The organism is Carboxylicivirga agarovorans (assembly GCF_050589845.1).
GTDB lineage: Bacteria > Bacteroidota > Bacteroidia > Bacteroidales > Marinilabiliaceae > Carboxylicivirga > Carboxylicivirga agarovorans.
In genome coordinates this window covers 79,246-100,738 of the sequence record NZ_JBNGPA010000020.1, presented here as the reverse complement: position 1 = coordinate 100,738, position 21,493 = coordinate 79,246, and the positions used below count along the sequence as shown (strand labels likewise).

The following is a 21,493-nucleotide window of genomic DNA, read 5'->3' as shown; positions in this document are numbered from 1 at the left end:
AAGAAAGTGAAAATGAAGATAAAAGTTTTATTAATTATCGCCGTGCTTGTTACACTTTTTGCCTGTGAAAAGGGACCCGGAGAAGGGGGGCAGGCCACCATTGGTGGAACAGTTATTATCGAAGATTACAATTTTGACTTTACCATACTCCGGGATACATACCCTGCACAGGAGTATGATGTGTATCTGATCTATGGAGATGATGATTATTATGGTGACAGGATCAAAACCAGCTACGATGGCTATTTTGAGTTTCCTTATCTGCGTGAAGGGGACTACACCATTTTCGTTTATTCTAAAGATAAGACGCTCGATTACAATACCACCTCCAGGAAGATTCCGATTATAAGGGAAGTAAGCATTACTTCTAAAAAGCAAAAGCTAATCGTTGATGATATGTATGTGGTAAAATAATTCAATGATGAAATATGTCCTTATAGTCATATTTGTTTTATCAGGCAGCAGTCTTTTATTTGCGCAACAGCAGGATATGCTCACCTGGTACGGCTTTAAAGTAGAAGGTGGCTTAAATAAAAAATTGGGTTACAGCATAGAACCTGAGCTCCGCTTATTTGAGAACACAAGCCGCGTACACAGCTGGCTGACTGAGGTCAGTCTGTATTATGAGCTGCACAAACGCATAGAAGCAGGCGGTTTGTACAGATACCAGGTTGAGTATGATAAACCTGATTATAATGAAAGGATACATCGCGTCGCTGCTTATCTGAACTTCAATTACAAGATAAAGCGTTTTCGATGGCGCTACAGGGCCATGTTGCAAAACGAGTACAGAAATGTTCTGACATCCAACGACGGGCTGAATAACCACATGGGACACCGTCATAAATTAAGTCTTAAATACTATCGAAAAAAGTGGAAACTAAGACCATCGGCAGGTATGGAGTACTACTTTTCCGTGCGACCGGCGACTCACTCCGGTCGGTGGAAAAGCCGGTATTTCGCAGGGCTGGATTACCGCATGTCAAAAGAGCTGAGTTTTGGTGTGACCTACAAATTACAGGATGAATTCAATGTCAGAGAGCCCGATCAATATCATATATTCCAGTTGGGCGTGGAATACAAACCAGGTTTTTTAAAACCTTAATGAGAGCATGAATAAAAGCATTGACACAAATGAAATATATAAGTGCCTGAATTTATTTCGGTCAGTATCTCTGCAAGAGATGCAGGATGCTGCCTTAATGGACAGGGTGGATACCAAATTTGTTGCCTCTGTTGGGTTGATGACAGGTATCTTGACAGACCTTGTGGAATGTTACAAGGTACTGGAGATCGATGGTGAGCGGGAGTTTTTATACCGAACCAATTACTTCGACACAACAGGCTATGACATGTATGAAGCCCATCAGAATGGTAAACTCAATCGCTATAAAGTCCGCCAAAGAGAATATGTGTCTTCAGGACTTCATTTTCTGGAAGTTAAATTCAAAAATAACAAAAGGCGAACAATAAAGAAACGGATCGAGAGAAATGATAATACGTGCTTCTCACATCCTGAACTGGACTTTATCAACGAAAATACACCCTATAAGAGTGAAGAGCTGGAGCTGAAACTATCCAATAGCTTTCATCGAATAACCCTGGTTGGTATACATGAGCGTGTGACCATTGATTTTGGCTTGTCATTCACCGATAATAATGGTTTTAAAGAGTCGTTTCACCATATTGCCATTATTGAATTAAAACAGTTGAAGTACAGCCCCACGACCGTGGCTATGAATACACTACGCAAGTACAAAGTGAAACCACAGTCATTCAGTAAATACTGTTTGGGTGCCGCATCGTTTAATGATACGATAAAAGCCAACCGTATGAAGCCAAAGCTGGAGTTGCTTCATAAGATCGCATCCACTTTTGATGAAAAATAGCCTTATCTCTTGTCATTAGCAGATTGACTCTAAAGGGGGGATTCGTGATGTGTGCTGTGCTTTTCACGTAGTAACTGATATACCATCTGCTATTTTCCGTAACATGGTTCAAGAGTGCATGTGTCAGGTGCTATTTGTACATGAAATCATATGGTATTTAATGTGTATATCAAATAATACAGAAGGTACATATCAGTTAATAGGAGGCATGCATATCAACTAATACACGGGGAAGCATATCATGTGGTATTGAGGTGACATATCACCAGGTATATGATATAGTGCATTATGAGGTGAGTTAGGACCCAAATATGATGTTTAATTTAGGATCTGCACCGTATTAAGTTATTTGGTGAACAAAATCGCAAGATGTTGGTATTTGATATACGCATTACTGTCTTTAGTTTTGTAAATCAAATGAACGGATAGAAATGGAAAGACACTCGCATGAAAAAAAGACCCTTTGGGTGGTGCTGTTAACGGCGGTAACCATGGTGGTTGAAATTATATATGGTATCACCACCAATTCAATGGCATTGCTGGCCGACGGTATTCATATGGGTTCTCATGTACTGGCTATTGGATTGAGCTGGCTGGCTTATGTTATTGTGCGAAAGCTGTCTAAGAAAGAATCGTTTAATGGCAATTCCGGCAAGATTCTATCTTTATCGGGCTATAGTAGCGGATTAATGCTCTTACTTTTTGCCATTGTAATCATCGTTGAGGCAGTTGAGCGTTTGTATAATCCTGCTGATATTGTTTATAAAGAGGCGATATCTGTGGCCGTAATCGGCCTGGTGGTTAATATTGTCAGCGCGTTCCTGCTGCACCACGATCATCAGCATTCCGACCATAATATAAAAGCAGCGTATCTGCATGTAATAGCGGATGCTTTAACCAGTTTATCGGCAATTATTGGCCTGTATGTGGCCATGGTTTGGGATATTCCATTTATTGACACCATTGCTGCCATTATCAGTTCGCTGGTTATCATTAAGTGGTCAGTTGGTTTGTTAAAGGATTCGGGCTCGGTATTACTGGATATAAAAGGTGCGGATCATAAGCATGGGCATGGTCATGAACACCATCATCATTAAACAAATTATAGGAATGGGTAAGACCACACTACATATCAAAAACATGGTTTGCAAGCGCTGCATAAAAGTGGTGCGTGATGAGTTTGAAAAGCTGCATTTGTCAATTCAATCTATTGAACTTGGCAAAGTAAGCCTGTTTACTTCCATATCGCCAGAAACAAAGGATAAAGTTAAGGCTGTGCTGGAAGATAATGGCTTTGAACTAATTGATGATAAGATAAGTAAGTTGATCGAAGCAATAAAGACCCTGATTATTGAAAGGGTACATTATTCAGGTCCGGCACAAGAAGTAATCAACAGTTCAGATCATCTTTCAAAAGCATTGGGATATGACTACTCATACCTGAGCAAATTGTTTTCATCCGTTGAGGGCGTTACAATTGAGAAATATATTATTAGTCAAAAGGTTGAGCGAGCTAAAGAGTTGTTGGCTTACAATGAGTTATCGCTAAAAGAAATTGCTTTTCAACTCGGTTATAGCAGCACCCAGCATCTGTCAAATCAATTTAAGAAAATAACCGGGCTGACCCCATCGCACTTCAGGCGTTTAAAAGATTATAAACGTAAACCCCTGGACGAAGTTTAATTCTAAATGATATACATTTTTTCCATAAATATGTAACATATTGTATTGAGGTACATGCTTACTTTGTATTACTCTTAAAGAAATCAGAAAAAACAAACAACATGCCTATTAAAGATTATATATTATCATTTTTTACAGATTTTGTGAAGATACTGGGAGAGATGTCGCCTTACCTTCTGCTTGGTTTTTTCTTTGCAGGCTTACTATATGCTTTTATCCCACAAAAAAAGATTGAACGCTTTTTTAGCGGAAAGCCATTAAAGTCGTCAATACTGGCTTCGGTGTTTGGCATACCGCTGCCACTTTGTTCGTGCGGAGTAATACCAACGGGTGCTGCCTTTTACAAAAACGGAGCGTCCAAGGGCGGCACGGTGTCATTTCTTATTTCGACTCCTCAAACGGGTGTGGATTCCATATTGGCTACCTTTTCGTTAATGGGCCTGCCTTTTGCCATAGTAAGGCCCCTGGCAGCTTTGATAACGGGTGTTACAGGCGGATTAATAACAAGTGTGGTTACTAAAAACGAAACAGAATCAAGAACCTGGCACGAACAAAAGCAGGTTAAGAAAACGATGCAGCAAAAGGTAGTTGATGTTTTCAGGTATGGTTTTGTTGAATTTATACAGGATATATCAAAATGGCTGGTTATCGGATTGGTGTTGGCGGCTATTATCTCGGCATTAATACCTAACGATTTCTTTGAACTGCTGAATTTACCGCCGATCGTTCAAATGCTATTGATACTGTTGGTGTCAGTACCGCTGTATATTTGTGCCACCGGTTCCATTCCACTGGCGGCTGTATTAATACTTAAGGGCATCAGTCCGGGAGCTGCTTTTGTACTGCTAATGGCTGGTCCTGCCACTAACGCAGCCACCATAACCATGATCGGGAAAGTGCTTGGTAAGAAAAGTTTACTGACTTACCTGTCTACTATAATAGTGGGGGCCTTAGCATTTGGCTTGATCATTGATTATACCTTACCGGTTCATTGGTTTACCGGGATAACACAGCAGCACCTGGGGCATGAGCATCACGAGGGTTTAAGCTGGTTGCAGATTGTGTCGGGATTAGTGCTGACTGGGTTGATCGTCAATGGCTATTATCAAAAATACAGGTCGGCCAAGAAGCAAAAACCGGTCGTTATCAATCAGCAAACGGCCAGTCAGTTTACGTTCAGCCCCATTGCCACCAAAGTGGTCAGGGTCGATGGTATGACTTGCAATCATTGTAAAGCCAATGTGGAAACGAACCTGGAAAAACTATCATTTGTAGACAGCGCTAAAGTAAACCTTAGCGAAAAAACGGTGACACTTGAGGGCACAAAAATAGATATGGATACCGTAAAAGAAACCATTAACAGTTTGGGCTATACCTGTCGATAATATGGAAGTATTTAAGTTTAAGAAACTCGAAATAAAAAAGGAGAGGAGCTGGATAAGGCGTCTTATCACATCTCCTCACTTCTTTAGAACTATTGTTTATTGTGTTGTTTGTGTATTGATTGCCTATGCCGTATTTTATTTCGGACAAGAGGGCAATGCAATTGTCTTTTGGAACGAGACAGCTGCCGAACACGTCTTCATCGGTTTCGGCTTTGGTGTTTTCCTGTCTACAAGCCCATGTGCACGTGGACGGTGCTCTTAAGGTAGGATTTTTGCTGTTACCAGCTTCCACCGGCACCACCACCACCAAAGCTACCACCACCAAAACCTCCAAAGCCACCCGAACTGCCGAAGCCGCCTGAGCCACTTGAGAAATTACCAAAGCTACCGCCATGTGAGCCACTGCTGCGACTTCCCATCATTGACATCAATAACCAGAAAGGTAGACTCGATCCTCCTATATTAGAGCGTCTGTGTCCACCTGAAGCCTTCATAACAAAGGATACAATGGCAAAGAAAATGATGATGCCGAAGACGCCGAATCCACCACCTCCTTTAGTTTCATTGAGGTAATCATCAGCCGTGTATTCACCGCGTGTTAAATCCATTAAGCGATTAGCAGCCAGTGCTATACCACTATAATAATCACCTTGCTTAAAGCTGGGAACCATTTCTTTATCGATAATGCGTTTGACAACAGCATCAGGTACAGCACCTTCCAGGCCATAGCCGGTAGCTATAAATGCCTGACCGCGTGAATTTCCTACACGGGGCTTGATCACTACAACAAGGCCATTGTTTTTACCTTTTTGTCCGATGCCCCACTTTTCGCCTACTTTAATAGCAAAGTCTTCTCGCGAAGTGCCACCAAAATCATTCACCGTTAAAATGGCTATCTGTGTGCTGGTTTCGCGTGCAAACTGAGCCAAAACCTGTTCTATGCTCTTTTCCTGCTGTTCCGATAACAGTCCTGCATAATCGTGCATCAACTGATCCGAGCTGGGTTTTTCAGGTATATCCTGTGCATACGCGCAGGTTGCGATCAGCACTGTTAATAACAATATATATTTCTTCATTGCATCCGGTTTAATTGTCACCAAAGGATATGTCGTCAGACAGTTCATTGACGTCATCTGTTTGGTAAGGAAAGTGTTGTTTTAGTTGTTTGCCGCTTTCAATAATGGCATTGGCCAATCCATCGGCGAATAGTCCTTCTTTGAAATTAGCCAGCATCTGATCTTTAATGGAATCCCAAAAGTTTTCAGGTACTTTCTGATTAATGCCTGCATCACCTAAAACAGCAAACTTACGATCTTCGTAAGCCAGGTAAAACAATACACCATTTCGCTGTTCTGTCTTGTGCATTTGCAGTTTTTCAAACCAGTAGGCTGCACGGTCTAAAACATCTTCTTTGCAAAATTTATCTAAATGAACGCGTATCTCTCCAGAGGTATTAAGCTCGGCATCTTTGATCGCGTTTACAATTTGCATGCGTTGCTCTTCTGTAAAAAAGTCTTTTGCCATAATTACAATTGTCAGTGGTAGTTAAATGTTAATTGTAAAAGAATAAAACAGGTGTTTCATCACTTCTGGTACACTGTCTTTAAACTTATCCTTTTAATGCGAATTAACACGTAAAATGATCAGACTAGAACTTTACTTCGGGTGCTTTTTCAGCACCTGCACTTGCCTGGAAATATGGTTTCTTTTCGAAATCGAACCAGCTGGCATAAATAACGCGCGGGAACTTTTTTATGTATGAATTATAATCGAGCGTAGCATCATTAAAGTTTTTGCGCTCAACAGCAATGCGGTTTTCTGTTCCTTCCAGCTGCACCTGCAGGTCCATAAAGTTCTGATTTGCCTTTAGGTCAGGATAGCGCTCCATTACCACCATTAATTTTGACAGTGCGGAAGTAAGACCGGCCTGAGCCTGTTGAAATTGTGCCAGGTTAGCTTCAGTAAGGTTATCGGCACTAATGTTAACACTGGTTGCTTTTGAACGCGCCTCAATAACGCCCGTCAGGGTTTCTTGTTCGTGTTCGGCATAGCCTTTAACCGTATTCACTAGATTAGGGATCAAGTCGGCACGACGTTGGTAAACGTTCTCAACTTGTGCCCAGTTGGCATCAACAGTTTCACTTTTTTCAACCATGGTATTGTAACCACAGCTTGTGAAAAAAGGAATGACTAAGGCAAATAATAACAGGTGTTTTAGAGTTTTCATAAGTTATTCGTTGAATGTTTAATAGTTTAACAGTTGATAGGATAGGTAGTTTACAAGATTATTCGTTTTTAGTTGAAAAGCATTATGACCATCGTGTATAGCTGCTATAGCCAGCCTCCATGTAGCGGTATTTACTTTTTGTTTTTTTACTGACCGGACTAAAGAATATGATGACGATTAAACTAAATAAGAAAGGAAGCAAGATTATCAACGCACTCATTATTTTTTTTCTCCTCCTGGAATAATAATTATCCAATAAGACTTTACGAATGGCCCATACGCATAGAATCATATGAGCTAAAATGAAAAATATCAAAGCGATGATATCATTACTTTCTTCCATTGTTATTTAATTAACGTGTCTTTACTTTACCAGAAAGTCAAACATCAGCTCATCTTCTATATAACCTTTAAGACGATCATTAATGGCTACCTGACCAACTCCGGCGGGTGTTCCGGTGTATATAAGATCACCAATTTTCAGTGTGAAGAACTGCGATACATGGGAAATGATGCGGTCAATGGGGAATATCATATGGCCGGTATTTCCATTTTGCACCACTTCATCGTTTTTCTCCATTCGAAAGTTGATGTTTTGAATATCAGGGTACTTTTCTTTGTTAATGAATTTTGAAAGGACGGCCGAACCGTCAAAGGCTTTGGCTTTTTCCCATGGCAGACCCTTGCTTTTTAATTCCGATTGTAAATCGCGAGCAGTAAAATCAACACCTAAGGCTATCTCTTCGTAGTAACGATGAGCAAACTGAGGTGCAATGTTCTTTCCAATGCGGTTGATCTTCACCACCAGTTCCACTTCATGATGAAACTCCTCTGCAAAATCGGGAATGAAGAATGGTTTGTTTTTCAATAACAAGGCCGAATCAGGCTTGGCAAAAATAACAGGCTCCGAGGGCACCTGGTTGTTCAGCTCTTCAATGTGCTTAACGTAGTTGCGTCCAATGCATAAAATCTTCATAACGACCTATTTATTGAAGTTACGCAATTTAATATTTGTCAATACTTTCTTTGTAAATAATGGGAAATCACCATTCATCATCCATCCATAATAGGAGGGGTCTTTGGCCAATACTTCTTCCACAACTTTACCTTTGTATTTACCAAAGTTAAATACTTCCTGCCCCTTGTCGTTGAAAATAATACGACCTATAAAATCAGCATTTTTATTGAAGGATGAGAAGTCATTCAGAAACTCTATGTTGTTTTCTAATTCTTCATACCTGTCCAACTGAGCTTTTAACACTTCGTAAGTAGCCTTGGTGTCTGCTTCAGCCGAATGGGCATTTTCCAGGTCCCTGTTACAATAGAACTTGTAGGCAGCTCCAAGCGTACGTTTTTCCATTTTGTGAAAGATGGTTTGTACATCAACAAACTTTCTTTTTTTCATGTCAAAATCAACTTCGGCACGAATGAATTCTTCTGCCAGTAAAGGCACATCAAACTTATTGGAGTTAAACCCGGCAATATCGCAACCCTCCATGATCTTCGCCATCTGCTTACCCAGCTCTTTAAAGGTAGGAGCGTCTTTTACATCTTCATCATAAATGCCGTGGATTTCAGAAGTTACTTTTGGGATCGGCATTTCAGGGTTAACTTTATAGCAATGTGATTCTTCCGAACCATCAATGTTCACCTTTAAAATGGCAATTTCAACAATTCGGTCTTTGGCAATGTTAATGCCGGTCGTTTCTAAATCAAAAAATACTATAGGATTTTTAAGATGAAGCTTCATATATTAATGTCGTTTTTAATAATAAGTTTGAAAAGCAAAAGTAGTTAAAAGCCATGTTTTATCTATGCTTTACGTCGTTATTTGCTTGTTATTTCTGGTCTTCGGGGTAATACGATCAGGCGAATCCTGTCAGCAACAGATTCGAAATGGTTATCAGGAATCAGCAAGTCGTAATTAAGTGACTCAATGCTTTCGTGTTCGATCTTTATTTTATAATAGCCGGTAGTGAGTGCCACGACAAAATCAGCTGAATCTGTATTGGCAACATACGTTCCAATTAAATTGTCCAAACTATCGGTTACTGTTATTTGAGGGCTAAAATCCGGAATCTGTATGCGCCTGTCTTTTTTAATTCTGATGTCGCAGCGAACTACAGCGTTGTAGGGATTGGTATTGTTGAAAACGACTTTGTACACATCATATTTTCCCTGTCCTTCAGGACGAATGGCAGAAACATACGCGAAGCGTTCTTCTACCCAGCAGATATTATAGTTGTTATAGGTGTCGTTAATAGGATAGCCCATGTTAATGGGTTGAGCCCACTCTTGTTTACGATCATCCCATACCGAATAAAAAATATCATATCCACCCATTGACTGATCATTATCAGATGAGAAATAGAGTCGCCTGCCATCTTTCGACAGTACAGGGAAGTTTTCATTGTACTTGTCGGTATTGATCCGTCCCGGAATTAAACGGGCATTGCCCCATTCTCCATTGGGTAGTTTAATGGCATAATACAAGTCGGTGTTTCCATTGATGTTTTCAGATGAAAACAGGATGGTGTCCTTTTGTTCGGTCATCCAGACACCATATTCAGAACCTTTGGCGTCAAGCGGAGGACCGAAATTAACCAATGGATCAAAGCGGTAGTTACCTTTGTAAGGAGCGTAACCCATAGCTTCAGATCCTTCTCTGTTGTGAAAGGCAAATAAACTGCTGCCATCGGGAGAAATACCGGCTACCATTTCGTCATAGATTGAATTAACCTGGGAACCAATGGTTTTTCCTTTTTCAAAGTTCAACTTCTCCTTCTCACTGACACATATGTTATAGTAATAGATGCCCGCATAACTGTTATAGCGTTTGTCAGAGGCATAAAACAGCACATTTTCTTTAAAGGTGACATATGGACTTACTTCATTGCGCGATGTGTTAATGTCATTTCCCAGGTTGATGAAGGATACATCCAGTGGCTTGGACATCAGGCGTTCAGCATTCTCTATGTTTCTTTTGAGCGTGCTTGCTTTTTTACTTAGTTCAGAATTATTGGCTATCAGCGGTTCTGTTTTCTTTAGTAATGCACTGGCCTCGTCAAACTGATGAGCGTGAAACAGGACTATCGCCTTGTTGACCAAAGCTTCGTGATCTTTGGGTTTAATTTTGATAAGGTGCTCAACGTATGGTAAGGCTTCTTCGCGTAAGGTGTTGTCACTAAGGTAGCAGTCTATTATTTTGCGTAAGAGATCGGCATTGTCCTTGTCCTTTCTCCACACGCGGATGTAATCTTTTCTGGCTTTCTCGTAGTTGTAATATTTATAGTATTTATCAGCTCTTTGTTCATACTTATGTGTAGATGATTTTTGTGCATAAGCATTTAAGACACACAAACAAAGTAATAAAGGGGTTAGAAATTTATTCATAGTGTGATTGCGATTATTCACATTAAAGAAAGCAATTTTTAGCCTAACAACCATTTATTATTTGATGAATGGCCTCTTAAGTTGTGTTTGTGTTATTTTAGACAGTATGTAGCTGAACAATAGCAGGTAGAACTTGTTAAGTCTTTTAAATGGATACTTAACACTATGAAGAGAAGACAGTTTATTAGTTTAGTAGGATTAGGAGCCGCGGCTGCCTGCACAGGAACAGGCAAAAGTGAAGAAAATAAAGCACAAGCAAAATCAGAAATTAAAACAGGACCAATAAGCGGGCATTTTTTTCCTGCTTTACCATATGCCTATAATGCTTTGGAGCCGCACATTGATGCAGCTACAATGGAGTTGCACTACGATAAACACCACCGTGGATACTTTAAGAAATTCTCTGCAGCTATTGATGGTAGCGTGCTTGAAACCACCTCGATGCCTGCCATTTTCAGTGAGGTTTCCAAGCATGGTGATGCAGTCAGGAACAATGGTGGTGGATATTACAACCATATGTTGTTTTGGGAAAACATGAATCCTGACGGAGGTGAACCTTCAGCCAAGCTGCTCAGTCATCTTATCAAAAGCTTTAAGTCATTTGATGCCTTTAGAGATGCCTTTTCAAAAGCTGCTAAAACACAATTTGGCAGTGGTTGGGCCTGGCTGATTCTTGATTCGGAAAGAAAGCTGAAAGTAGTAGCTACCCCTAATCAGGATAATCCATTGATGGACATAGCTGAGGTTAAAGGTATTCCTTTATTAACGATTGACGTGTGGGAACATGCCTATTACCTGAATTATCAGAACAAACGTGGTGACTACATCAGTGCCTTTTGGAACGTAGTCAACTGGCATGTTGTTAACAAACGTTTTGAGAAGGCCCTTAAAGGAGAATGGATTGGATAGCGGTTTATTTAAATAGTAATTGAAGAGCCCTTTTTACTTATAAAAAGGGCTTTTTTTATATTTTTATATATCAAACTTACGATATGAAGAAGGTACTTATAATATTTGCTCATCCTATGGAGCATAAGTCTCGGGTAAACAAGGAGTTGATATCTGTTCTTGATGGCATGGAACATGTTACGGTCAATAACCTGTATGAACGTTACCCTGATTTCTTTATAGATGTAAAGTATGAACAGGGCCTGCTTTTAAAACATGATGTAATAATTTGGCATCATCCGTTCTACTGGTACAGCGCACCTGCTTTGTTAAAAGAATGGTTTGACCTGGTTTTGGAGCATGGCTTTGCCTATGGTAAAGATGCAAGTGCGCTAAAGGGTAAAATGGCCATGAATTGTATAACCACCGGAGGCAGGGAAGCAAGCTATGCACCAGGTGGTTTAAATCGTTATCCGGTTGAAGATTATTTGTTGCCCTTTAACCAGTCGGCCCACTTATGTAAAATGAAATACCTCAAGCCTTTCGTAGTGCATGGTGTTCATTTACTAACAAACGAAGAGATTGAGAATTATAAGAACCAGTATCAGCAATTGGTATTAGGATTAAGGAAAGGCAGCAATCAGAGCGCTGGCTGATTATTACACATGCAAATACAGACTTTATGCATCTTGACGAAATATTCTTCAAAATAATGATTTACCTGTTGGCTGCAGTTATCTCAGTGCCGATAGCCAAGAAAATAGGATTGGGCTCAGTCCTTGGGTATCTCATCGCCGGTATAGTTATCGGTCCTTTTGCTTTGGAACTGGTCGGAAGTGAAGGGGAAGGCGTCATGCATATTGCTGAGTTTGGCGTTGTGATTATGTTGTTTATCGTAGGTCTTGAGCTGCATCCAAGTATGCTGTGGCGTATGAAACGTTTGATATTCGGACTGGGAGGGATGCAGATCGGTTTTACAGCATTGATATTCGCGGGAATAACAGCTTTCTTTTGGTTAAATACGGCCCAGGCCATAACAACCGGCTTGATTTTAGCGCTGTCATCAACGGCTATTGTACTACAAACCCTTACCGAAAAGGGAATGCTGAAGACACGGGGCGGAAGGCACAGCTTTTCGGTTCTTTTAATGCAGGATATATCTGTGGTACCCATATTTGCAATACTTGCGCTTTTGGCCAACCTGATAGTAACCGATACTACCGTTGTTGATGAAGGTGCTTTTAGTGAAGGGTGGCAGCAACTACTGATTATAATCGCAGCCGTAGCCGTTATTGTTGTTGGTGGCCGTTACCTGGCTCAGTATATTTTTAAGTTAATAGCGGAAACCGGACTGAGAGAGTTGTTTACAGCAACAGCATTGCTATTGGTGATTGGTATTGCCGTATTCATGGATCTTGTAGGTTTATCACCCGCATTGGGAACCTTTTTGGCAGGTGTTGTTTTAGCTAACAGTGAATACCGTTATGAGCTGGAGGATAACCTGGAACCCTTTAAGGGATTGTTGTTGGGCGTGTTTTTTATTTCAGTAGGAGCAAGTATTAATTTTGATCTCTTGTTTACTAACTGGCAGATGATATTGTTGATCTTATCCATCGTTGTAGGGGTTAAATTAATTGTGCTGTATGCCCTGGGTAAGCTCTTTAAACTTGAGAAGTCACATAATATGCTCTTTACCTTCAGCCTGGCACAGGCGGGTGAGTTTGGTTTTGTACTCATTACTTTTGCTTCACAAAATGCCATCTATGATGAATTTACTGCAGGCATTCTTTTAATAGTTGTAGCTCTATCTATGTTGATTACACCTGTCCTGTTCATCATCAATGAGCATGTTATTCAGCCCAGGTTGAATGAAACGGCACAGTTGGATGATGATGATTTTGAAGATAATGGTCATCCAGTTATAATAGCAGGATTCGGGCGACTGGGACAGGTGCTGGGGCGCTTTTTAAATGCCAATGGGATCAAACTAACGATCATAGATAATAATCCTCATAATGTGCAATACCTCAAAAAGTTTGGTTACAAGCTGTATTATGGTGATATGACGCGGAAGGATATGCTTGATGCAGCCGGTGCAGCAGACGCCAAAGCACTTGTTATTGCCATGAGTGAGAGGCATCAGATCGATAAATTGGTTGAGTTGGCGCAAAAACACTACCCTCATCTCAAGCTTATCGTTCGTGCTGAAGATGTTGCACACGAACTGGCTCTCCAGAATCTGGGAGTAGAAGGTCACAGGCAGAGCATATTCGATTCTGCCATTGAATTAGGTGTTAATGCTATGTCTTCTCTGGGCTTTAATAAACATCAGAGTTACCGGGCAGCCTTAACCTTTAAGCACCTCGATAAACGTTTTATGAAAAACCTTCAGCAGAGGTACTCTAAGGATGATCCCCATTTTGTGATGGAAACAAAAAAGTTTTCAGAGCACCTGGAAAATATACTGCTGATGCAGCAGAAGCATCCGTATCAGCAGATGGATTGTGCCTGGGATACCCATTCATTGATTGAAGAGGCACGCGAAAGTGATGATCCGTCAGAGGAAAAATAGTTTATTAATCAGTTTCAGATCGTTTGGTATGGTTTTTGTTTTCTTATTGCGGGAAAACAAAAAGAAAGCGTATGAAAAGGAGGACGAACTATCAGATGTTTAAGGATATTTTTATTGAGCTTCTTCTTATGGTTTCTATCGTAATAATTGGAGGGCTTCTTATTTATATCTCATTTATAAATGGATTATTAATTTAACACGCTTAATTGAGTAGTTAATTAAAAAGGGGCATTACGCCCCTTTTTTGTTTTATTTCTTTGACCCTATCCATGTCAGTTTGTGCCATATACCTTCCAGCGGACCGTGTTTAAAGTTTCTTGCCCACCAGTGACAGAAACCTCCGGTTATAAGTGTTAACACTATTGCGATCAGAAGGCTATATGTTGCTCCTGTATATTGATACATGGCTAAGCCGTAGCCATAATAGATGCTGGAGCCAATGACCGATTGCATAACATAGTTACTTAAACTCATTTTGCCTAAGGGGGCAAAGAGCATCAGGAATTTATTGAAGCTTCTCTTTTGGAACAACAGGGTGATACCTGCTACCCATACAAGCATTAAAGCAATATCAGACCAGGGGTTGAACATGGTTGTTACTGAGCGTTTGATGATGGGACTTTCGATCCATTCAGGCAATGCCATGCGGATTGGGTATAGAATGATAAACGACACAGACGCAATGATCAGGAGGGACTTCCAGAACTTATTGGAAGATTCGGAAGCGACGAACAATTGTTTTCTGCCTGCCACAAGACCAAATATAAACATGGCAAAAATGATAAAGAAGCGTCCGTTCTCCCAGTTCCACAGGATAACAGCTTTTTTACCATTGGTTACATTGCCAATCCATGTATCAATGGCGGAGTTGTTGGGAATATACTCCTGCATTTTACCAAAATAGGTCCATGAAACAGGATTAGCTATTTCCAGGTCAGGATTTTGAATGGCATGCACTAAACCATACCATTCGGCGGGCTGCAGCAGCATAAAGACGGCAATGCCAATCAATACCTTGTTACTTAATTTAGAGATCGGTATCAGTAATACCCCTATGACTGCATATATGGTTAGTATGTCGCCCTGGAAAAACAGAGAATTAAGCATTCCAAAGGCAAATAACAGAACAAGGCGCCAGGCAAAACGTGCTCTAAAGTCGTTCCCTTTTTTCTCCTGGTTACTTGTTTGAATAAAAAAGGTAAGACCAAATAATAAAGCAAATATGGAGTATGATTTGCTGGCAAATAAGAAAAAGAGGGTGTCCCAAATGCCTTTATCAAGAGATTTCATCCAATCAGGTAAGTGCTCGGGCAGAAAGTAAAAATCAAAATGTTCAAGGTTGTGCAGGAGCATAATGGCAACGATGGCAAACCCTCGCAAGGCGTCAATGACGTGAAGACGCGAAGTGTTAATGTTCATGGTTTTATGTTTGTGTAATGATTTAGATCGTAAACGTAATAAAACGAAATGAATCGACCGAGCTGTCGGCTTATATATTCTTATTTTATAATCGTTATATATAAACCGGGAATGGTTTTAGCAGTTATTGCGGGGCTGGATGTGTTATCTGCCATACGATATTTGGAAGCTTTTGCTTATTGATCAGGAAAACTGGATATAAAAAAAGATCGCCATTGGCGATCTTTTCTTCTGAAAAACTATTTTGAGCAATTGATACTCTAATTAAAATGCAGCGATAATTCCGTGGAAATCTTCTGCTTTAAGTGATGCACCACCAATTAATCCACCATCCACATCAGGATTAGCGAATAATTCTTTGGCATTTGAAGGCTTACAGCTACCACCATATAAGATGCTGGTGTTATCAGCTACTTCAGCACCGTATTTGTCAGCTAAAGTCTGACGAATGAAGGCGTGAATTTCCTGTGCCTGCTCTGGAGAAGCAGTTTTACCTGTACCGATTGCCCAAACCGGCTCATAAGCCAATACAACCTTAGCGAAATCTTCAGCTGAAAGGTGGAATAAAGCTTCTTCGATCTGCTCTTTAACAACCTCGAAGTGCTTCTCAGCTTCACGCTCTTCCAAAACCTCTCCAATACAGAAGATAGGGGTAAGACCATTAGCTAAAGCCAAATCTGTTTTTTCTTTTAAGATGGCATTTGTTTCGCCATAGTAGGCACGTCTTTCAGAGTGACCTAAAATAACATATTGTGCACCTGTTGATTTTACCATAGAAGCAGAAATTTCACCGGTGTAGGCACCGCTTACTTTATCAGCACAGTTTTGAGCTGCAACACCAACTAGTTCAGCATCTACAGTTTTAACAACTTCTGTCAGGTGAATAAAAGGTGCACCTAATACAACTTGACAATTAGGCTTGTTCGCCTTCAAGATTTCATTCACTTCTTTGGCTAATGTCACACCTTCTTCTAAAGTGTTGTTCATTTTCCAGTTCCCTGCAACAATGTTTTGTCTCATTGATAAAAATTTAAGTTTACTTTAATTTGAATATTATGACAATTACTCCTAACAGTACAGTAAAACTAAACCAAAGCCAGGTTTTGTCATTTGTACTTTGCAAAGCCTGAACCGAATGTGAAAGTGGGTTGCTTAACTGGCTTGCGTCGGGTAATTGAGTATGGTTGTATTTTGCGATTATTGTTCCGTTTTGAATGATAAGCAATCCCGGATTACCTCTGATAATGGTTTTAAGGGTTGTTTCATCACACAAGGCGTATTCAAAGGCAGCCTGGTGCTTTAAGTCGAATTTAAAGCAGGCATCAGTTAGTGATGCCGTTGCGAAATAAAAGAGATGGTCGTGTTGAAATGCTGCATTCTTTATCTCGATCAGCTGCTTAATGTTCTTTGTTGAAGCTTTTTCCAGTTGAGGTGCAATTGCCAGGAAGACAGTGCGCTCATTGTTTATAATGGCATCGGTCAGATCATCACCGTCGGTCGATTCAAAATTAAGAGCGGTAATTGGCGGTTGATAACCTTCACGAATCACCTTTGTCTTACTTTCTAAAAATACCCATGTACTGTCATTGTAAGGATAATCATCAACGCCAAACTCTTTCTTTTCACCGTCTTTTTCAAGGATAAATGTCGTTTCATATTCACCTTCATCGGCACCTTCAGGTATGTTCATTTGAGCCGGAATATTAGCTCCTACGTGGTATGGACGAAAATCGAGGACCGGTAAGTTGTAAATACTGTAAACCGAAATGCCAACAATAAATGAAAAACAAACAAGGGTGAGAACGTGCTGATTCACTGAAGGTAATTCGCATTTGTATTTGTCTTTCTGATAAAAGACAACCAAACTGAACGGAAGAATGATCAGGTTTTTAATCAGTGTTTCCCAATTGCTTAGTTTAATGGCATCACCAAAGCAACCACAATCAGATACAGGTTCAAAAAGGGCTATGAAGAATGTGATGATGGTAAAGAAAACCATAAACAGGAGAGCAGGTAATGCTACCCGTTTGATCTTAAAGCCAAACAAGAGGTGGAAGCCTAATACGAATTCAACAGTAGAGAGTGCGATTGAAAGAATAAGTGCAATGCCATCTGTATTGTGGAGGCCAATAACTTCAAGGTATTCGGCAATTTTAATGGCGCCACCTGCAGGATCTACAGCTTTTACAAAACCGGAGAATACAAATACAAGACCGGTTAAAATTCGACTAATTGTTCTAAGCATCAGAAGGATGTTTTATTCATTGTCAGCGTCATCCGGAAACTCCAGTTTGATCAATGCAAAAATGGCGTAGTTGATCATGTCCATATAATTGGCATCAATACCTTCAGAGATGATTGTCTGACCCTGGTTATCTTCAATTTGTTTAGTGCGGTGCAGTTTCATCAGAATCAGATCAGTAAATGAGCTGATTCGCATTTTTCGCCAGGCCTCATCATAATCATGGTTCTTGTTTTCCATCAATGATTTTGACGCATAAATGTTGTCCAAATACATTTTCAATGCTTCGTCGTGATTCATTTCAGGTTGATCGGCTGGTTTAAGCTCCAGTTGAACCAGAGCCATGGCACAGTAGTTAACTATACCAATAAATTCATCGCGAATGCCTTCATCAACTTTTGAAGTTCCCTTTGTTTCAATGCTTCTGATTCGTTGGGCTTTTATGAATATTTGATCGGTCATGCTCGAAGAGCGAAGAATGCGCCAGGCTGTGCCATAATCTTTCATCTTTTTCTCAAAGATGTCTTTGCAAATATTAATGACATGCTCGAATTGACTATCTGTTTTGGTCACTTGTATTTGTTTTTAATGGAGGCGTAAAATTATCAAAAAATGATAAATATTGAGGTATAATTAATTAGATTCTGACAAATTTATGTCAACTTTTGTAACAGGTTGGAAATAACACTTCTCAAAGCTAAGAAGTGTTAAAAGTGGCTTTTGGCCGAAATCGACCTAAAGGCTGCTGTGATGGAATAGTCCTTGCCAGAAGGAAATTCCAGTCAAAAGCCAAGACGAATATAGTGTATTGTTTTTGTATATTTATGCAAAAATGTCAGGAAATTCATTTTCTGTATTTTTTTATGTACTGGGAGAGAATACAACAGTCAATGACATTGCAGGCAGACTGTTTATTTCTGAGTTGTTTCAAGTATCACGACCTGTCAAATCCCTGTCTTTGGGTTTTGCATTTAAGTTTGTAAATGCACTTTAATTGAGTTTCAAAAGCATTGTTCATGCGTGTTCATCAATTATTAATGCAAAAGATTATCAGGTGTGCATAATAAATAATCGTATCTTCATCGTTTATTAAAAACAACGCAGTGAACTCAGGGACGTTAAAATTGATCACATTCATAGTCACATTATTGGTGGCGAACTTTGCCACCGGACAAAATAAGGTTTTAATAACCCAAAAGGACGGTTTGTTTAAAGAGGTGTATTGGGTCAACGCACTTGACAATGAAATGCGGAACGGTAAAAGCAGCACCTATTATAAAGGCAAAGTGATAGAGCAGGGGCAGTATAAGGAAAACAAACGGGTTGGCATATGGCGCTTTTATAACCTGGAAAGTATCCTTGATTACGAGTATGACTTTGATAAGAATGAGCTGTTAATGGTAAGCGGTATTGACCGTCATGATTTAAAACGTAAATCTCCGTGTTTATTCCTGGGTAGCCCGCTTATACCTTACTTATTTCTGGTTAATAACCTCAGTTATCCAATGAAAGCTATTGATAACGATGTGGAAGGAGAGGTGATTCTGGCACTTAAAATTAATCAAGAGGGAAAGGTTTTCGGTTTCTATATCTACCAGAAGTTACACCCGGTTCTTGACAGGGCTGTAATTGATTGTGTTAAGACGATGCCAAACGACTGGCGTTTTATTCCGGCTACTAATATGGGGCAGGTGGTTGCCGGTGAATATCATATAACCATTGAGTTTGACCTGGAGTATGTCAGGCAATCCAGTCTGAACTAATCGCTCAGTTTCATCTCAATGCTTTTGAGTATATATTTCTGTAATTTACTTCCTGAGTTCAAAGTCAGGTTAATGTCTTTTGAGAGCGGGCTGTAGATAACTTCTGACTGCTTGCTGCCATACAGAATAATGGTTGATGACTGAACCTGTGGAATGGCTAATAACAGCGCCAGTTCTTCATCTTTTAAAGGAGAGTCAAGAATGATAACAGATACATTGTGTGCCATTGGGATGTTCAGCAGCGCTGTGAATGAAAACAACAATAAGTTATTGGTATCTTCTATCTTCACAGGAGCTTCTTTAGGCGTTTTCGAATAAAAGACAATGGAATTATTATAGCGGTAATTTTGTGTGGAATTATTACCGGCCGGTAATATAAAATGAAATTCAGAACCGCGGTTTTCAACAGAGGAAACCCATAAAAATCCCCCAAGCACATTAGCCAGGTGCTTACAGATGCTTAAGCCCAGTCCGGCACCTCCAAAATCCCTAGAATTATCGTCGTTGGCCTGCCTGAATTTGTGAAAGATATTCGGAATCTTATGCTGAGGAATACCTATACCGGTGTCAGCAACAATAAACTCTATGGAGTTATCAAGCCTGTATTGATAAGATAATGTGATGGTTCCGTTATAGGTGAATTTAATGGCGTTATCGATCAGGTGACGCAATACCTGCTTAATTCGGCTTTTATCTGAAGAGAGTTCGGGGATTTTATCCAGACCAATAGGTTCATTAATAACAAATTGTAATTGCTTGTTATTGGCCAGTTGCCCCGATGCGTACTCACTTAATTCCTGCATGATATCATGCGGGTTAATAAGTGTGTTGTTGAGTTTGATCAATCCTGATTCTATTTTTGAGAACTCCATAATGTCATTTAGCAGGTTGAGGAGTTCACTGGAGCTGGCTTTAACGATGTTGTGAAACTCTTTTCGCTCGCCTGCACTCAGTTGTTCATCGCTCATTAACTCAGTAAAACCCATGATGCTGTTAAGTGGCGTACGAACTTCGTGAGACATATTGGCCAAAAAGGATGATTTTAAACGATCCGATTCTTCCGCTCTTCTTTTAGCTTTGCGCATTTCCTGTTCCATGTGTTGGCGAACAGAAATATCCTTGAAGAAACAGATGATCGAATTTTCCCCTTCCAGATCAAAATGAATGGCGTCAAGTTCAACAGGAATAAGCTGTTTTTCACTGGTCGTTATATGGAAAGAGTTATTTTCAAGGAGTGATTCGTCTTTAGTGCTTAAAAACTGTAATACCAGATCACGTTCATCTTCAGGAAATATTTCAATGATGGTGGAGTTGAGCAGTTGATCGTACTTTGTTTTTAGAATTTTACAGAAGTGCTTATTTGATTCGAAAATCTTTAAATCACTGTCGATAATTGATATTGGGAAGTTGGCGTTAGAAATTGTTTTCTTTAAGTTGGCCCTCCTCTCAATAATGCTGTTCTGAATGTTTTGCCCTACAGAAAGCTCTTCAACTGTAATGCAATACAAGGGGAAGCTTATCGCTTCAATGTTAAGTGGCTTGATATTTATTTTAAGCCTTTGACCAATGTTGTTTGTGGCAATTACTTCACCGGTGTTGCTCAGGTTGAGGCTTGAAGTGTCGATTTGTAATTGTTTATCCCAGCTTTTATGCTTGTTAACAGATAGTTGATCGTATAAGGCATTAGTAAATACGACCTTTTGATTTTCGTTTGCAATACAAGCCGCATTGGGAATTAAATCCACTACCTGCCTCAGAATATCAGTTACCTTGTTTTCTACGGCACCATTTTCTTTAAACTTCGTCGAGTGTGAATGTCTTTTTTTGTTGTTTCGGAAGTTGATATAGAGGTATGCTAATAAAGATAGACCTAACAGAGCTATTATCTGATAAAACAAAGACTGAATCTCATTTAAGTCAATTGTATTATCATCTGTAGCCATAGCACTGGCCGGCCAAAGCAAGAGTGTAAACAGATAATATTGATTTAATCGAGTCAGATGCATTAAGTTAGGTCTCCTTTCCTAAAATG

General features: G+C 39.9%; 21 protein-coding genes. 10 read left to right on the top strand and 11 right to left on the bottom strand.

The features are described from left to right. The first annotated feature begins 12 nt into the window (after positions 1-12). The 6 genes from ACRD69_RS17770 to ACRD69_RS17745 all read left to right on the top strand — a co-directional run bounded on the left by ACRD69_RS17770 (position 13) and on the right by ACRD69_RS17745 (position 4,957). Positions 13-414, top strand: coding sequence for a hypothetical protein (locus tag ACRD69_RS17770; protein ID WP_430816472.1), 402 nt, complete (start codon positions 13-15; stop codon positions 412-414). A gap of 7 nt (positions 415-421) precedes the next feature. Then, positions 422-1,105 carry a DUF2490 domain-containing protein gene (locus ACRD69_RS17765; RefSeq protein ID WP_430816471.1) on the top strand — a complete coding sequence of 228 codons (684 nt, stop codon included), beginning with the start codon at positions 422-424 and terminating at the stop codon, positions 1,103-1,105. A 7-nt stretch (positions 1,106-1,112) separates the two neighbouring features. Next, the gene (locus ACRD69_RS17760) at positions 1,113-1,889 is read left to right on the top strand and encodes a polyphosphate polymerase domain-containing protein (protein WP_430816470.1); all 777 of its coding nucleotides are present in this window, start codon (positions 1,113-1,115) and stop codon (positions 1,887-1,889) included. A gap of 431 nt (positions 1,890-2,320) precedes the next feature. Then, entirely contained in the window at positions 2,321-2,986 is a 666-nt protein-coding gene (locus ACRD69_RS17755) for a cation diffusion facilitator family transporter (protein WP_430816469.1), read from the top strand. Positions 2,987-2,999: 13 nt separating this feature from the next. After that, positions 3,000-3,572, top strand: coding sequence for a helix-turn-helix domain-containing protein (locus ACRD69_RS17750; protein WP_430816468.1), 573 nt, complete (start codon positions 3,000-3,002; stop codon positions 3,570-3,572). Positions 3,573-3,673: 101 nt separating this feature from the next. After that, the gene (locus ACRD69_RS17745) at positions 3,674-4,957 is read left to right on the top strand and encodes a permease (RefSeq protein WP_430816467.1); all 1,284 of its coding nucleotides are present in this window, start codon (positions 3,674-3,676) and stop codon (positions 4,955-4,957) included. Between the two features lie 278 nt (positions 4,958-5,235). On the opposite strand, the gene ACRD69_RS17740 is transcribed toward ACRD69_RS17745, so the two are convergent. The 6 genes from ACRD69_RS17740 to ACRD69_RS17715 all read right to left on the bottom strand — a co-directional run bounded on the left by ACRD69_RS17740 (position 5,236) and on the right by ACRD69_RS17715 (position 10,577). Further along, positions 5,236-6,033, bottom strand: a complete 798-nt coding sequence (locus ACRD69_RS17740) for a TPM domain-containing protein (protein WP_430816466.1) — start codon at positions 6,031-6,033, stop codon at positions 5,236-5,238. 10 nt (positions 6,034-6,043) lie between these two features. Then, positions 6,044-6,481 carry a TPM domain-containing protein gene (locus ACRD69_RS17735; RefSeq protein ID WP_430816465.1) on the bottom strand — a complete coding sequence of 146 codons (438 nt, stop codon included), beginning with the start codon at positions 6,479-6,481 and terminating at the stop codon, positions 6,044-6,046. 124 nt (positions 6,482-6,605) lie between these two features. Continuing rightward, positions 6,606-7,184 carry a LemA family protein gene (locus tag ACRD69_RS17730; protein WP_430816464.1) on the bottom strand — a complete coding sequence of 193 codons (579 nt, stop codon included), beginning with the start codon at positions 7,182-7,184 and terminating at the stop codon, positions 6,606-6,608. 364 nt (positions 7,185-7,548) lie between these two features. After that, positions 7,549-8,160 carry a fumarylacetoacetate hydrolase family protein gene (locus ACRD69_RS17725; protein ID WP_430816463.1) on the bottom strand — a complete coding sequence of 204 codons (612 nt, stop codon included), beginning with the start codon at positions 8,158-8,160 and terminating at the stop codon, positions 7,549-7,551. A gap of 6 nt (positions 8,161-8,166) precedes the next feature. After that, positions 8,167-8,934, bottom strand: coding sequence for an exonuclease domain-containing protein (locus tag ACRD69_RS17720; RefSeq protein WP_430816462.1), 768 nt, complete (start codon positions 8,932-8,934; stop codon positions 8,167-8,169). A 77-nt stretch (positions 8,935-9,011) separates the two neighbouring features. Continuing rightward, positions 9,012-10,577 (bottom strand): hypothetical protein, encoded by a 1,566-nt coding sequence (locus ACRD69_RS17715; RefSeq protein WP_430816461.1) that lies wholly within the window; start codon positions 10,575-10,577, stop codon positions 9,012-9,014. Positions 10,578-10,742: 165 nt separating this feature from the next. Here ACRD69_RS17715 and ACRD69_RS17710 point away from each other — a divergent pair, with 165 nt between their 5' ends. From ACRD69_RS17710 to ACRD69_RS17700, 3 genes are all read left to right on the top strand, one after another. Next, positions 10,743-11,486 (top strand): superoxide dismutase, encoded by a 744-nt coding sequence (locus tag ACRD69_RS17710; protein WP_430816460.1) that lies wholly within the window; start codon positions 10,743-10,745, stop codon positions 11,484-11,486. Between the two features lie 83 nt (positions 11,487-11,569). Further along, entirely contained in the window at positions 11,570-12,121 is a 552-nt protein-coding gene (locus tag ACRD69_RS17705; protein WP_430816459.1) for an NAD(P)H-dependent oxidoreductase, read from the top strand. Positions 12,122-12,147: 26 nt separating this feature from the next. Further along, a complete protein-coding gene (locus tag ACRD69_RS17700; protein WP_430816458.1) occupies positions 12,148-14,037 on the top strand; it encodes a monovalent cation:proton antiporter-2 (CPA2) family protein in 1,890 nt (629 codons plus the stop codon). Positions 14,038-14,286: 249 nt separating this feature from the next. Here ACRD69_RS17700 and ACRD69_RS17695 read toward each other — a convergent pair whose 3' ends face one another. From ACRD69_RS17695 to ACRD69_RS17680, 4 genes are all read right to left on the bottom strand, one after another. Further along, entirely contained in the window at positions 14,287-15,456 is a 1,170-nt protein-coding gene (locus ACRD69_RS17695; protein ID WP_430816457.1) for a DUF418 domain-containing protein, read from the bottom strand. 264 nt (positions 15,457-15,720) lie between these two features. Beyond that, the gene (gene tpiA / locus ACRD69_RS17690) at positions 15,721-16,476 is read right to left on the bottom strand and encodes a triose-phosphate isomerase (protein WP_430816456.1); all 756 of its coding nucleotides are present in this window, start codon (positions 16,474-16,476) and stop codon (positions 15,721-15,723) included. A gap of 16 nt (positions 16,477-16,492) precedes the next feature. Then, on the bottom strand, positions 16,493-17,701 hold the full coding sequence (locus ACRD69_RS17685) for a BT_3928 family protein (protein ID WP_430816455.1): 1,209 nt from the start codon (positions 17,699-17,701) through the stop codon (positions 16,493-16,495). Positions 17,702-17,713: 12 nt separating this feature from the next. Beyond that, positions 17,714-18,271: a DUF1599 domain-containing protein gene (locus ACRD69_RS17680; RefSeq protein WP_430816454.1), complete on the bottom strand. Its 558-nt coding sequence runs from the start codon at positions 18,269-18,271 to the stop codon at positions 17,714-17,716. Between the two features lie 530 nt (positions 18,272-18,801). Between ACRD69_RS17680 and ACRD69_RS17675 the strand changes: the two genes are divergently transcribed. After that, the gene (locus ACRD69_RS17675) at positions 18,802-19,461 is read left to right on the top strand and encodes an energy transducer TonB (RefSeq protein ID WP_430816453.1); all 660 of its coding nucleotides are present in this window, start codon (positions 18,802-18,804) and stop codon (positions 19,459-19,461) included. Here ACRD69_RS17675 and ACRD69_RS17670 read toward each other — a convergent pair. Continuing rightward, on the bottom strand, positions 19,458-21,467 hold the full coding sequence (locus tag ACRD69_RS17670) for a PAS domain-containing sensor histidine kinase (protein ID WP_430816452.1): 2,010 nt from the start codon (positions 21,465-21,467) through the stop codon (positions 19,458-19,460). The two genes, ACRD69_RS17675 and ACRD69_RS17670, sit on opposite strands and share 4 nt — an antisense overlap. Positions 21,468-21,493: the final 26 nt, after the last annotated feature.

Excerpts from the sequence above, each read along its gene's own strand:
- ACRD69_RS17770 (WP_430816472.1), top strand. The coding sequence starts at position 13 with ATGAAGATAAAAGTTTTATTAATTATCGCCGTGCTTGTTACACTTTTT.
- ACRD69_RS17765 (WP_430816471.1), top strand. The coding sequence starts at position 422 with ATGAAATATGTCCTTATAGTCATATTTGTTTTATCAGGCAGCAGTCTT.
- ACRD69_RS17760 (WP_430816470.1), top strand. The coding sequence starts at position 1,113 with ATGAATAAAAGCATTGACACAAATGAAATATATAAGTGCCTGAATTTA.
- ACRD69_RS17755 (WP_430816469.1), top strand. The coding sequence starts at position 2,321 with ATGGAAAGACACTCGCATGAAAAAAAGACCCTTTGGGTGGTGCTGTTA.
- ACRD69_RS17750 (WP_430816468.1), top strand. The coding sequence starts at position 3,000 with ATGGGTAAGACCACACTACATATCAAAAACATGGTTTGCAAGCGCTGC.
- ACRD69_RS17745 (WP_430816467.1), top strand. The coding sequence starts at position 3,674 with ATGCCTATTAAAGATTATATATTATCATTTTTTACAGATTTTGTGAAG.
- ACRD69_RS17740 (WP_430816466.1), bottom strand. The coding sequence starts at position 6,033 with ATGAAGAAATATATATTGTTATTAACAGTGCTGATCGCAACCTGCGCG.
- ACRD69_RS17735 (WP_430816465.1), bottom strand. The coding sequence starts at position 6,481 with ATGGCAAAAGACTTTTTTACAGAAGAGCAACGCATGCAAATTGTAAAC.
- ACRD69_RS17730 (WP_430816464.1), bottom strand. The coding sequence starts at position 7,184 with ATGAAAACTCTAAAACACCTGTTATTATTTGCCTTAGTCATTCCTTTT.
- ACRD69_RS17725 (WP_430816463.1), bottom strand. The coding sequence starts at position 8,160 with ATGAAGATTTTATGCATTGGACGCAACTACGTTAAGCACATTGAAGAG.
- ACRD69_RS17720 (WP_430816462.1), bottom strand. The coding sequence starts at position 8,934 with ATGAAGCTTCATCTTAAAAATCCTATAGTATTTTTTGATTTAGAAACG.
- ACRD69_RS17715 (WP_430816461.1), bottom strand. The coding sequence starts at position 10,577 with ATGAATAAATTTCTAACCCCTTTATTACTTTGTTTGTGTGTCTTAAAT.
- ACRD69_RS17710 (WP_430816460.1), top strand. The coding sequence starts at position 10,743 with ATGAAGAGAAGACAGTTTATTAGTTTAGTAGGATTAGGAGCCGCGGCT.
- ACRD69_RS17705 (WP_430816459.1), top strand. The coding sequence starts at position 11,570 with ATGAAGAAGGTACTTATAATATTTGCTCATCCTATGGAGCATAAGTCT.
- ACRD69_RS17700 (WP_430816458.1), top strand. The coding sequence starts at position 12,148 with ATGCATCTTGACGAAATATTCTTCAAAATAATGATTTACCTGTTGGCT.
- ACRD69_RS17695 (WP_430816457.1), bottom strand. The coding sequence starts at position 15,456 with ATGAACATTAACACTTCGCGTCTTCACGTCATTGACGCCTTGCGAGGG.
- tpiA (WP_430816456.1), bottom strand. The coding sequence starts at position 16,476 with ATGAGACAAAACATTGTTGCAGGGAACTGGAAAATGAACAACACTTTA.
- ACRD69_RS17685 (WP_430816455.1), bottom strand. The coding sequence starts at position 17,701 with ATGCTTAGAACAATTAGTCGAATTTTAACCGGTCTTGTATTTGTATTC.
- ACRD69_RS17670 (WP_430816452.1), bottom strand. The coding sequence starts at position 21,467 with ATGCATCTGACTCGATTAAATCAATATTATCTGTTTACACTCTTGCTT.